This window comes from Okeania hirsuta (assembly GCF_003838195.1).
GTDB lineage: Bacteria > Cyanobacteriota > Cyanobacteriia > Cyanobacteriales > Microcoleaceae > Okeania > Okeania hirsuta.
Window position 1 is genome coordinate 1 of the sequence record NZ_RCBY01000067.1, and the last position, 11,826, is coordinate 11,826.

Here is an 11,826-nt window from a genome sequence, read left to right on the forward strand (position 1 = left end):
GTATCAGCACAAAATACCAAAATAAAATGGCGTTCTAGACTCCATTTATCTCTTATATCATGTCCGGTAGCATCGGTCTTGTATAGCAAAGGTAAGGAAGAAGGAAGAAGGAAGAAGGAAGAAGAAAGAGGGAAGAGGGAAGAAGGCTACCCTCGCAAGAAAAAACCATCATTTCCTGTAGATATTCACCCTTGGGTTTATACAAACGATATAAACGGACATGATATTACTTGATATTCTGTTAATCCTCACCATCATCATTGCTTCTCGGTAAAAAACTTCTATCCAATTTCTGTTTGAGTAGCTATTTACTATCCACTCAGATGTTACTTTTGATGGCTCGACATTGGTCATAAAATTATCAATTTCTGTGGCCTCTTCTATAGAACTAGCATTGATAACGATAGCAAATGTTCTTTCTCCAAAAAGGCGTGAAGTTGATGCTCTAGATGAACATGGTCTGGCATAATTTCTAGTGCTATCAACCTCCAGTTGTGCTCAGTACATAGCTCAAAAATAATCTCTTGGAGCCTTTGTTTGACATCCTCTACGCGGTTTAACGGGTGATAAAGCCTTTGACTGAGAGAGGAATAGAAGTAGTGATTCCACCGAAAAAAAATCTAAAAGAACTCCGTAATTATGATCGAGTCTTATACAAAGTACCTCATCAGATCAAAAATTTTTTCGCCAAACTCAAACAGTATCGAGCGATCGCCACAAGGTATGACAAGGGTTCAGTAAACTTTCTAGGAGGAATTTATGAGGAATTTATTTGGTAGCTTCAGTCATTTTATTGCCATAGCGATCATCATCTTCCTTGATCATATAATGGCTATCTTCTAGAGTTTAGACTAACTATAGCAGTGCATTCTGGCAGATTTACACATTATTTTTTGTAAACCTTTTCGCTTACTGCACTTTGAGCTGGAAGTTGTAAATACCTGAGGGAGCAGCGTTGTACCCAAAAATAACACCGTACAGTCTAGTATAATCTCATGTGCGATCGCTACTGAATACCAGCAAAGTTGATGGTTGACAAATATTAATAAATCAAATTTCAGAAAAAGGGAGAAAATTGAAAAGCAATTAAATAGAAACATAACTCTCCCTGATGAATACTAACATAAATAGACTGCAAAAATTTAGGACTGATACCTACAATTTACTTGGGTTTGCTCAGGATTCCACTTATGATTTAATCCATGCAGTTTTAACCACGCTTAACAGCCAATTCATTGGCTGATTTTTCCCTTTCACCTTGATTTCAAAGACAATGGCCTTCTACTTATGAATCCTTATCTTCCGTGAGCTTAAGCCTCAAAAAAACTTAAGCCCTGGAAGGGTCGCACAATCAATGTTCGGACTTTTAGTCAAGATTGGAACCCCTGCTAAAACTGCCAAACCCCGTGGAAAATCCACTGGTTGGAAAACAGGTAAAGTCAGAAGTAAAAGAACCCGTTATCCTGTAGTAAAAAAACGAAAAAGTCCCACAAAAAAAACCAAAAATCTGAAAACTTAGACTCAATTTTTGGTTAATTTACCTTCTTTTTTCACCCAAAACAATCTTGGGAAATTTTGTCTTAGTCTAAACTCCAGTAATTTTATGATCTGAAAATTTAAGAATCTACTATAGCAATCCTATTTCATATCATGTCCGATTATATACTTAGACTTTGATGAAAGGGAGATAGAGAACATAAGTTAGAAGGAAGAAGGGTTTCCTCCAATTGTGACGTAATTTTACACACTAAGGATACTACCGGACATGATATCAGTTGCGGGTAACAATATCTTGGAATTTAGGGAACACCTTAACTGGGAATAAGGGGAAAAGTTTCAGAATTTTTATCTATACTGAGATTTTTGACAAATCATTTAGGATTGCTATATTAGTTAGAATCTAAAAGTAGTCCGTAATGTTGTCACCCAAATAGTATCATTAAAATCATCGTGATTCGGATTAGTAATCACAAATAAACCAGGAGTAACAGAGATATTATCATTAAGTTGGAATCGATAAATTGCTTCTATATGTATAGAAGTATCGTCATCCTTGAGTGAATCATCATCACCGCCATCAGTAACAATAGGAGGAACCCCTACCATAATACCGCCCATGTTACCTTCCTTAAACAAATCTGGAAAAGCAACATAGAGCATTCCATTAATGATAGTAACATCGTCATCATCACCGTTATCATTTTCCGGACGAGTCCAGGTGCTACCAAACCAACCTCCGATTTCAATTCTTTCATTCACTCTCCAGTTAGCTTGAAAACCAACGTTATCAGCAGTAGTGGGAGTACCATCAAAGGGGTCTTGAGCCTTAAAACTGCCTGTACCACCGCTAACATCAACATCATTTTTCCCCCAATACTTGCGCACATAACCGAGACCAAAAGACAGATTGGGATTGGGTTGAATTATGAGCTGACCCAAAGCACTATAGTCACCATTGAAAATACCAGCACCTTCATTTGGATCTTCTGGCTCGCCAGATAAGTAAGCGATTTCGAGTAAAAAGGTCTCATTAAATGCGTACTGAATCCCCAGACCAGCACCAGCAGGACCTCGAAAACTTGTGGGGTTACGTCTACCAAAGCGGGAGATAGTGCCTTCGCCTTCATCTTGAAGGGGTGTTAAAACTGTGGAAACGTCGTCAAGGTCAACTCCAGTCGGACCAACTAAAACTTGAGCTTTATCGCCTACGGGGAAACTGTAGAAGAATAGGTCGATGAAGACTGTATCATCACCATCAGCTTCATCAATACCTGCAAGAGTCATTAAGGTATTAGTGAGGTTTTCTCCGCTGAGGTCGGGAATATCTGTTGCTTGCAGACGGGTAAATAGTAAATCTTCTCCAGTAAAGCTGGTCTCAAAATTCAGACGTATTCGGTAAGATAAAGTAGTTTGAGTTTTATCGTTAGCTGATGCTTCTCCCCGAGCTTGTGCTCTGTCTCCATAAGTATCAGTTAACCAAAATATTATTTCACCATCTAGTTTGGTTGTAGTGGAAAATTGATTGGCTTCCAATTCTGCGCTGCGTGCTTCTAAAGCATCTACACGACCGCGCAATTCTGCTAATTCTACGGCAAATTCTTCTTGCAACCTTTGTAACACAGCTAAGTCGTCGCGAGTTACTAAGTCTGCGGTTGCTGCTGCGACTAATTCCGTAATTCTGTCTAAACAAGCGTTTAAACCTGCTGCAAATTCATAACGAGTCATGGCACGGTTGCCTTTGAATGTGCCATCCGGATAACCTGCGATACAACCATAACGTTCTACTAATGATTGTAAAGCTTGAAAAGCCCAATCTGTGGGTTGGACATCTGATAACTGGGAAACAGATGTTACTTGGCCCATTGGGTCTACTACTTCTAAGTCTGATGCCCCTTTAATTCCTGAAGTTATCCCTTCAATAGAGGTCTCTGATTCTAGGTCGGATACCCCAATAGAATTTTTGGGTGATGTCTGAGTAGGTTTTTTTGATTCTAGGTCGGATACCCCAATAGAATTTTTGGGTGATGTCTGATTCTCTGGTGGAGTAGGCAGTGCCTGGGCAGTATTAGCCATTAGTAGGGTGATACTGAGAATGCTAGGACTATATTTTACAAATTTATTAAGAGTTTTTTTCATTCAGTTTTTACTCATACCCCTTGATTATTAAGGGGATTTACTCTGTTAGTAAGGATTAAAGTTATAGTTTATCGGCACTAACTACTTTGCCGAGCTGGTTAATAGATAATAACTTATTGAGTTATTATCTATTAATTTTTTATTTGGCAAGGTTAAAGTCTTGAGTATACTATTTTCAATTATCAATAACCTGAGAAAATATAGTAATACCATTTCTCAAAAGTTTTGCTACATCTCCTTGGAAGTAGGGAATAGGGAGTAGGGAATAGGGTTAAAAGGCATAAGATATTTTGGATTAATGCCGATAATCCTCTACATTCATTACTGAATCATTATTATTACTTAATAACTGAAGTTCATCGGAAGTATAGCATTATTTTTGGGAATTGGTATAATACATACTGATATATTTATATGCTATATCAGTATTTGTAACGTAGTATTAATTGGTATTGCAGGAAAAATGAAGAGAATTAACTATGTATTATCATTTTCTTTGTGGGTTTAATACCCCACCGTCTACACGGTGTTCAAAATTACTTGGGGGAGCGAATCCCCATGTAATTTTCCTCCTGTCTCCTGTCTCCTGTCTCCTGTCTCCTTCTTCAAGTATAGCTATTGTGCGCTCAGGTTTTGAAAATTAATCGTTTATTTAGATTTGAAATAATTAATATTTATTATCAAAATATTACTATAGACCCGATCGTCTGTGACATTGGCCGGGTAAAAGTGATTCATTAATGGATAAAGGAGCAAAGCATTAGAAATGAAGTCTATCCCTCACTCCTAATGCTTTACTCCCTATTAGTAAATTATTAAGCGAAATAACTCAGTCTACCTAAAAATTCATTTCAGCAGCTTGAACTTTCTCAACTTGTTTCTTCTTCAGAACTAACATAATCTGAGCTAGCATGACCAGAGCAAAAAATGCCATCAACCATTTAACTCGATTTGCATCTTGCAGCACAATTTCAATATCTGTTTGACCAAAACCACCGACATTAGGGTCATTTGTAATAACTTGACCCGCTTCAACAGTATCTCCTACAGCAACTAAAAGTTCTGGGCCTGGAGGCACTGTATCCACAACAGTCTCACCGTCAGTAGTTACAATAGTAATGTTATTACCTACATATTCTTCAAAAGTAATATCAGTAATCTTACCACTAGCAGAGATGTTGTAAACAGTATTATTGCTCTTATTACCAGCAGGATAAACCTGGCCACGACCTCGGTTTCCGCCTACATGAATAGCATACTTACCAAAGTGGATAGATTTATCAGTGGCAGGATTTGGAGATAAAACTGGGAAAACAATCTCTTGATATTCTTCTCCTGGTATTGGCCCAACTAAAATAACGTTTTCTTGGTCTTCAGCGTAGGGTTGGAAGTAGAGACCAGAAATTTCTTCTTCCCATTCTTCAGGTATTCTGTCTTCAGGTGCAATTTTGAAGCCTTCAGGCAACATCAATACAGCACCTACATTTAAGCCACCTTTACTACCATCACCCAAGACTTGTTGAACCTCAGTATCATAAGGAACATTTACAACAGCCTTAAATACTGTATCTGGTAGTACAGACTGAGGTACTTCTATTTCAGTAGGTTTAGCACCAAGGTGACAGTTAGCACAAACAATTCTGCCTGTAGCTTCTCTAGGAGTTGCTGGAGCAGTTTCCTGTGCCCAGAATGGATAGGCATTTGCTGCCTGGGGATGGACTATATCATTGGTGAGGAATAGGGCTATAGTTGCGATCGCTACTACCATCATCTTGGCGAAGGCCTTAGTCATACTACCCCAAATTGCCGATCGGTCTATTTTTGACATCAGTTGTTCTGTCTTCTCTCAAAATCAAAAACTTCTACAAATTTTTTGGATTTACTGATTGCTTACGAATCAAAAATCTCTGAACTAGCTATCAGCTTTTAGCATTTTTTAGCATTCAGTTCTCAGCTTTTAGCAACTCTGGGTTAAAAATTCCCAGCAACTATTACGCTGGATGATTGAGTCGGGGTTAAAATTCCTCTTCTCAAGGTAAAAAAAAACGAGCCTACTAATTGCTGAGTGCTGAGTGTTGACCGCTTCTTTAAGTCCACCAAGGGTCTTCTCCGGTGCGGAAGTCTGTTTCTTCCCACTGGGTGAAGACCAGTTTATCATCACTAACATTGGCATGGACTAATGCCAAAGACAAAGGTGCTGGCCCCCTAACTACTTTCCCTGTACTGTTGTACTGAGAGCCATGGCAGGGACAGATAAATTTATTTTCACTACCATTCCAAGGGACTACACAGCCTAAATGAGTACAAACTGCATTTAAACCATAGTTAGCTAAAGTTTGATCTTCTTCAATCACTACATAGGTAGGGTCTCCCTTTAGACCTTGTGCCAGAGTTCTTTCTCCTGGATTGTGATTGGCCACAAAGTCACTAACAATAATATCGTTACCAAGGGCGTCTTTGGCTGTCACCCCACCACCTGTACCTCCACTGGATGGAGGAATAAAGTAGTTAACTACTGGATAGAGCGCTCCAAGAGCGACCCCGGTCACAGTGCCAAAGGTGAGAAGATTCATAAATTGGCGACGTCCCATATCGGGTACATCTGGTGTTCCTTCTGCTTGAGCCATGAATAGATTGAGTGTTTTTTATTAATGTACGTTTGGTGTTTTTGACATCCTCTACGGCCTAAAGATACGGAGATTATTACCGAACCTTAGATCCTCGAAGGGTTGACGCTTAACGGAGTGCTGCACCCACCCCTCTTGCTCCCCTCCAGGGAGGGGATGGGTTAAGCTTCCCTCCAAGTCGATTTTGTGTCTCCGTTAGCGCAGCTGCTCCGGAGGAGGTATGTCCTCCGGCAACCAATATATTTACTGCTGCGTTTTCGTCTCTATCGTGCTTACTGCCACAGGTGAATTATGTGCAGACAAAAAATAATTGCTGTTAGTCTGTGACCACAGCCCAGCTTACAATATTTTGTTAAACAAATTGCAACTTAAAACCATTTCCTGATTATTATTACATTATTTAAACTTTTATTGTTCTTTTCATTAAGAAATGTAAATGTTGTGATTGCAAGGTCTATGACTAGATAATTAGATTTATAGCAGAAGGAAGGACCGAAAGACCGAAAAATTTCGCGTTGTCTGAGTTTTAAGCTTTTGATATGTCCGCGCCCTTTCCTTCGACTGCTATTTGAATGTAGTATAATTTTTTACTTTTGGAAACTTGTTTAATAGTTAGTTTTTCCCAAATTAACTATTGAACTTGAAAATTTACGCAAAAACACTACATAATCCTAAATAAAACTATAGTGCGACACTATATTTAGTGTTTAGAACTCAAAACTGTAGAAGTTATAATTTATCTAAAATCTAAAATATATGATAACTGGCAAGGAATTACATCAACTATTACTAGATAAGTGGGGTAAGTCTTATGATATTCAACTACGGCGGACAAAAGGCAAAATATTTGTGCAGGTAATGTGGAAGTACCTTGAGCAAGTATCTTTTCCGATGACTGAAGTAGATTATTTTGCCCACTTAGATGCAATAGCCACCTATATCAATGGTTTTGGCGGTGTAGAAACTGTTAAGAACTACATTGAGAATACAAAAGAAAGACCTAGACTAGGTAAGGCAGTTAGTATTCCTCTAGACTTAGGCGAGAGAGCTTCAGAATGGATGGTAGAAGAATTCTAACCAGAGGGCGCTCAAAATACTACAATATTCTTTGGCCCAGTAGTACATCTCGATCTGGGTGTATCAGAGCAACTTCTCCATCATCCATCACCACACCTAAAACCAAGACCTCAGACATAAAGTTAGCGACTTGACGTGGTGGCAGATTTGTAACTGCTAGAATTAATTTGCCCACTAAATTTTGACGAATATAGAGCTTTGTTAATCCTGCGCTAGACTTTTTGATGCCAAATTCACCAAAATCTATCCACAGTTTGTAAGCTGGTTTTCTGGCTTCTGGAAATTCTTCTGTACCAATAATTTTTCCCACCCTTATTTCTATTTTCTCAAAGTCAGAATAAGTTATGTTTGTCATTTTTTATCTTCTCTAAATTAGATTGAGTATCATAAATCAGTTTAGTATTTTACTTAATTAATAATATATATGGAATCGATTCAACTATTTATCGAGGTTAAAAATTCATCTAATAATTGCCATACAAGTATTGAGATCAACCATTTATTCTATTCAACCCCTTTAAGTAAAAAAACAAAAGGATATAAATCATGAAATAGGTAGTAAATTAGTCACGAAAATTAGCAGTATTTCGTAAATTTTACACAGAATAAATTTAAGCAATTAGTGATTATATATCCTCCCATAAATTTTTAGCAGAACAAGTGCTAATGAAAAAAGTAGAAATAGGAACTTATCTGGCAATTATTCTCCAAAGGGAAGTAAAGATTGTCGAAAATGCACAAGTATTAGTAACTTGATTTAGAGGATAATTGCTAGGATAAATGACATTAATTCAGTCATAACCCAAAAGTACAAATTTCATAGTTGTTAGTGATAGAGAAATAGCTCTAATACCAATTTCATAAAATATTGCTACAGTCTCGACACGGGCAACAGGCAACAGCTCATCTGGCAACAGGGAAAGAAAAACTAGATAAAAAAGAGGAAAAAATGCTGAATTTTGACATTTGATGGATATATAAAATTTTTAATTGTAGCAATAAATGACAAATTAAGATGTAACTACCTTTTTTTAATTTGGTATAATTGGTTTTGATGATATTGAAACTATTAAAAATACTCATCCTCAAATTGCAATAAATGCTGACAAACTTTTCTTCTGTCTTAATGACTACTAGCAATAACTTAATTATTTGTAACAAAAATCTATCAAAATGGTATTAGATATTTCTAGAAATAAAAAATATATTTAGCCTGTTAGTTAAAATCTTTAAAAAATAACTATTTGAGTTAGGGAATAAATCATTCTTCATTAAAGAATATTACTGAAATAATTTTCTTAATTCTACATTCGGAACTTCACGCGCTTAGTATAAAGGGCAAGTAGTCAGTATAGCGCTGTGCGCAGGCAACAGCTCATCTGGCAACAGGCAACAGGGGGAATAAAATGATATTTTTTTACTTACACAATTTTTAAATAGACTGAGGTTGAACCTCTTTTACATTTGCTATTTAATTTATATATTTAATTTTTCCTCATTTATTAAATACACTGGGTTTAAGATGAATTGGATACTTATAGAAATAAAAAATATATTTAGACTCTTAGTTAAAATAGTTATATTTGAAATATTTGAGTTAGGGAATAAATCATTTTCCATCAAGAATATTACTGAAATAATTTTCTTAATTGTTTTAGTAGTATTTTTCTCGCGCACAATAAAAAATTGGATGAAAGAATGGATATTAGTTAATTTAGGAATCAAAAAAGGTACAAGAGAAGCGATCGCCTCTATTATTAATTACATCATTACAATAACTGGTATCTTAATTGTGCTTCATAATGCAGGCATTGACTTAACCTCAATTACTGTAATTGCTGGTGCTTTAAGTATTGGCATTGGTATTGGTTTGAAAAATATTATTAGTAATTTTGTTAGTGGTTTAACAATTTTGATTGCTCAACCAATTAAAGTCGGAGATTTTATCAAAGTTGATGATTTATCAGGAGTAGTAGAAAAAACCTCAATTCGTTCAACTATAATCCGAACTATTGATGGTATTTTTGTGATTGTTCCTAATAATTTTCTAGTAGAACAAAATATTATTAACTGGAGTCATAAAGATTCGACTTCTCGCCTACGTATTCCTATTGGTGTTGCCTATGGTAGCGATACAATTTTAGTAACAGAAGCACTTTTAGATGCAGCTAGAAAGGAAAAAAGAGTTTTATCAAATCCTTCGCCTAAAGTTTGGTTTAAAGGGTTTGGAGATAGCGCCTTAAATTTTGAACTATTAGTCTGGATTAAATATCCTCCTCTTACAGATCCAATCAAAAGTTCTTTAAATTTTTCAATAGATTCAGAATTACGCTCTCGGAATATTTCTATTCCTTTTCCCCAAAGAGATTTACATATTCGCCAGATTAATGATTTAATTCCAACACATCAAAAAGCAGAGTTAACAACCGTTGGAAAAAATCAAAAAAACTTTTCAAATTCCTTAATCAAAAATCAAGTAAAAACTAAACAAAATTTCTCAAAATGGAATTTACGAGATTTATTACGACAGATTAGTTATTTTAAGAACTGTAATAACATTGAAATACGAGATGTCATTGAAAATGGATATAGAAAAATTGTGCCTCGTGGTGAAATAATCTGTCTAGAAGGAGAGTCAGGAGACTCATTTTATATAATACTTTCGGGGTCAGTAGAAGTCTTTTCAGAAAAAGCAAATAAGTATATTACGACTAGATATGCAGGAGAATTTATTGGAGAAATGTCACTAATATTAGGGATTACTCGTACAGCGAGTCTTCGTGCCACAGAAGATACAATTTTATTTGTAGTAGACCGAGACAATTTACACAATCTTTTGGCAAAGCACCAAAAACTAGCAGACAAAATTTCTGAAGAATTATCCCGACGTTTAGAGACTTTAAAAAATTTAGGATTACTGGATAAGCAAGAAAATTCCCAAGAAACAGCAATGATTTGGATTAGAAATCGAATTTATACTTTATTTGGGATATAAATTGTTATCAGTTATCAGTACCGACCGTTGAAGCTAGAGGCTTGAAATACAAAAGTTTATTTTTTTCATACCCTTAAAAGGGAGGCTTGAGATATTATTTTTTTGTCAGAATATTCTCTAAATACCCGTGCAAAATAACCAGTTTATTTTTATCACTATTTTAGGGCTTACTGATTAACGATAAAAGTATTTACAGATACAGCGGATTCCAACTTGGTGAGGTAAAGTTATCGCGGGCAAAATACCCGCACTACAAAAATTTAATTGTTAATACCCATACTTCATATACTTGGAATCTGCTGTAAATTTTTGAGCCTTTTTTAGGCGAAAAAAGTGCTACATTTTCATTCCTAAGAGTTAAAATACTCAAGATTTATCTTAACTCCTACCCTCACCAAAATACTTTTTCAGCAAACTATTATTTCAGTAGAGTTAAGAAGCTGGAGTAACTTTTTCTGTACTATCAAGAAAAAAGATGTGCATTAACCTTTGTTCATTTTCGTAGACATGCCAAGGTGTTCCAGTATGAAGTATTTCTCGGTTATTCCAGATAGCAAAATCTCCCACTTCCCATTTGAGAGAAAAAATATGTTCTGGTTGAGTACCTGGAGTTAAAAACTTCTCTATTAATTCCTGACTTGGTTTGGCTTCCATTCCTTCAATTTTTCCAGCAGAATGTACACTTAAAAACAAAGCATTCTTGCCTTTTTTTGTTTGGATTACTACTGGCTGTATTCTACCAACTTCAGGAGGATTAAAATTTTTCATAGAAGCTTCAACATCATCTATTCGACGCCGACCTTGAGGTTCAACTTTAAAGTTCATGGTAGGGCAATAACAAACTTTCATTTCTAGAGCTTGTTTTTGCAGTTCTGGTATTAGAAGTTCATAAGCTTTTATAGAACTACAAAAAAGTGTTTCACCTCCTTTTTTGGGTACAACTACTGCATACATAGCACTCACCACTGGTGGGGTATCAGATATACTGTTAAAGTCAGTATGCCAAACATGAGAATATTTAAATACCTCACCAGCAGGAAGTGTAAATTCGTGTCCATAGTGAGTAAATGAACCGTATCCATGAAGAGAAAGTAAGGGAGGATAACCAGGCAATTTTTTATAGAATGGGGCAATATTTCTTCCTTCCTTAACTGCCTGAATATCATGGGGAAAGCTGGTAAGAAAATTAAGTTGCATCTCTGGAGTTAACTGCTGATTTTTAAACAATAGTAATGAATGTTTTTCAAATCCTGTCATTAGGGTTTCCCACTGTTGAGATGATAGAGATTTTGACAGGTCAATTCCAACTACTTCTGCTCCGAAAGATAGCTCTTTTCCAAATTGATTGTGTAAAGGTTTAAATGAGGGTAATGTTTGATTAGGGTTTTGTAGTTTTATAGACATTTTTCTAATATTTTTGACTAATAACTGAACTACTGATAAATAGACTAAATATTCTTTATAGCCTAATCTACTTTATGGCAAAACTAC

12 protein-coding genes and 1 pseudogene are annotated in these 11,826 nt (G+C 35.9%); 5 read left to right on the forward strand and 8 right to left on the reverse strand.

Annotated elements, in window-relative coordinates:
* Positions 1 to 234, forward strand: a 234-nt coding sequence (locus tag D5R40_RS35190) for a hypothetical protein (protein ID WP_205127649.1), incomplete at its 5' end; no start/stop codon positions are given.
* Here the strand turns inward: D5R40_RS35190 and D5R40_RS39555 are convergent.
* Positions 228 to 447: pseudogene (locus D5R40_RS39555) on the reverse strand (IS701 family transposase); the annotation flags it as partial. The gene D5R40_RS35190 and the pseudogene D5R40_RS39555 sit on opposite strands and share 7 nt — an antisense overlap.
* Entirely contained in the window at positions 381 to 620 is a 240-nt protein-coding gene (locus D5R40_RS42615; RefSeq protein ID WP_353769996.1) for a transposase, read from the reverse strand. The gene D5R40_RS42615 and the pseudogene D5R40_RS39555, both read right to left, overlap by 67 nt.
* On the opposite strand from D5R40_RS42615, the gene D5R40_RS13350 reads away from it, so the two are divergent.
* Positions 576 to 779, forward strand: coding sequence for a transposase (locus D5R40_RS13350; RefSeq protein ID WP_205127232.1), 204 nt, complete (start codon positions 576 to 578; stop codon positions 777 to 779). The genes D5R40_RS42615 and D5R40_RS13350 overlap by 45 nt on opposite strands.
* A gap of 575 nt (positions 780 to 1,354) precedes the next feature.
* Positions 1,355 to 1,519: a hypothetical protein gene (locus D5R40_RS13355; RefSeq protein ID WP_205127650.1), complete on the forward strand. Its 165-nt coding sequence runs from the start codon at positions 1,355 to 1,357 to the stop codon at positions 1,517 to 1,519.
* 374 nt (positions 1,520 to 1,893) lie between these two features.
* Here the strand turns inward: D5R40_RS13355 and D5R40_RS13360 are convergent, their stop codons facing one another.
* From D5R40_RS13360 to petC, 3 genes are all read right to left on the reverse strand, one after another.
* Positions 1,894 to 3,636, reverse strand: a complete 1,743-nt coding sequence (locus D5R40_RS13360) for an iron uptake porin (RefSeq protein WP_124154749.1) — start codon at positions 3,634 to 3,636, stop codon at positions 1,894 to 1,896.
* An 838-nt stretch (positions 3,637 to 4,474) separates the two neighbouring features.
* Positions 4,475 to 5,464: a cytochrome f gene (gene petA / locus D5R40_RS13365; RefSeq protein WP_124154750.1), complete on the reverse strand. Its 990-nt coding sequence runs from the start codon at positions 5,462 to 5,464 to the stop codon at positions 4,475 to 4,477.
* 259 nt (positions 5,465 to 5,723) lie between these two features.
* The gene (gene petC, locus D5R40_RS13370; RefSeq protein ID WP_124147625.1) at positions 5,724 to 6,263 is read right to left on the reverse strand and encodes a cytochrome b6-f complex iron-sulfur subunit; all 540 of its coding nucleotides are present in this window, start codon (positions 6,261 to 6,263) and stop codon (positions 5,724 to 5,726) included.
* A 759-nt stretch (positions 6,264 to 7,022) separates the two neighbouring features.
* Between petC and D5R40_RS13380 the strand changes: the two genes are divergently transcribed.
* A complete protein-coding gene (locus D5R40_RS13380; RefSeq protein WP_124147628.1) occupies positions 7,023 to 7,340 on the forward strand; it encodes a DUF3067 family protein in 318 nt (105 codons plus the stop codon).
* A 19-nt stretch (positions 7,341 to 7,359) separates the two neighbouring features.
* On the opposite strand, the gene D5R40_RS13385 is transcribed toward D5R40_RS13380, so the two are convergent.
* Together D5R40_RS13385 and D5R40_RS41010 are read right to left on the reverse strand one after the other, a co-directional pair.
* Positions 7,360 to 7,695 carry a tRNA-binding protein gene (locus tag D5R40_RS13385; RefSeq protein WP_124147626.1) on the reverse strand — a complete coding sequence of 112 codons (336 nt, stop codon included), beginning with the start codon at positions 7,693 to 7,695 and terminating at the stop codon, positions 7,360 to 7,362.
* Between the two features lie 436 nt (positions 7,696 to 8,131).
* A complete protein-coding gene (locus tag D5R40_RS41010; protein ID WP_282433629.1) occupies positions 8,132 to 8,254 on the reverse strand; it encodes a hypothetical protein in 123 nt (40 codons plus the stop codon).
* A 608-nt stretch (positions 8,255 to 8,862) separates the two neighbouring features.
* Here D5R40_RS41010 and D5R40_RS13390 point away from each other — a divergent pair.
* A complete protein-coding gene (locus D5R40_RS13390) occupies positions 8,863 to 10,335 on the forward strand; it encodes a mechanosensitive ion channel domain-containing protein (protein ID WP_124154751.1) in 1,473 nt (490 codons plus the stop codon).
* A 432-nt stretch (positions 10,336 to 10,767) separates the two neighbouring features.
* Here D5R40_RS13390 and D5R40_RS13395 read toward each other — a convergent pair whose 3' ends face one another.
* Positions 10,768 to 11,739 (reverse strand): TauD/TfdA dioxygenase family protein, encoded by a 972-nt coding sequence (locus D5R40_RS13395; protein ID WP_124154752.1) that lies wholly within the window; start codon positions 11,737 to 11,739, stop codon positions 10,768 to 10,770.
* Positions 11,740 to 11,826 lie beyond the last annotated feature (87 nt).

Bases quoted from the DNA above. Each gene is read 5' to 3' on its own strand.
- D5R40_RS13355 (WP_205127650.1), top strand. From the start codon at position 1,355: ATGTTCGGACTTTTAGTCAAGATTGGAACCCCTGCTAAAACTGCCAAA.
- D5R40_RS13360 (WP_124154749.1), bottom strand. From the start codon at position 3,636: ATGAAAAAAACTCTTAATAAATTTGTAAAATATAGTCCTAGCATTCTC.
- petA (WP_124154750.1), bottom strand. From the start codon at position 5,464: ATGTCAAAAATAGACCGATCGGCAATTTGGGGTAGTATGACTAAGGCC.
- D5R40_RS13390 (WP_124154751.1), top strand. From the start codon at position 8,863: ATGAATTGGATACTTATAGAAATAAAAAATATATTTAGACTCTTAGTT.
- D5R40_RS13395 (WP_124154752.1), bottom strand. From the start codon at position 11,739: ATGTCTATAAAACTACAAAACCCTAATCAAACATTACCCTCATTTAAA.
- D5R40_RS13385 (WP_124147626.1), bottom strand. From the start codon at position 7,695: ATGACAAACATAACTTATTCTGACTTTGAGAAAATAGAAATAAGGGTG.
- petC (WP_124147625.1), bottom strand. From the start codon at position 6,263: ATGGCTCAAGCAGAAGGAACACCAGATGTACCCGATATGGGACGTCGC.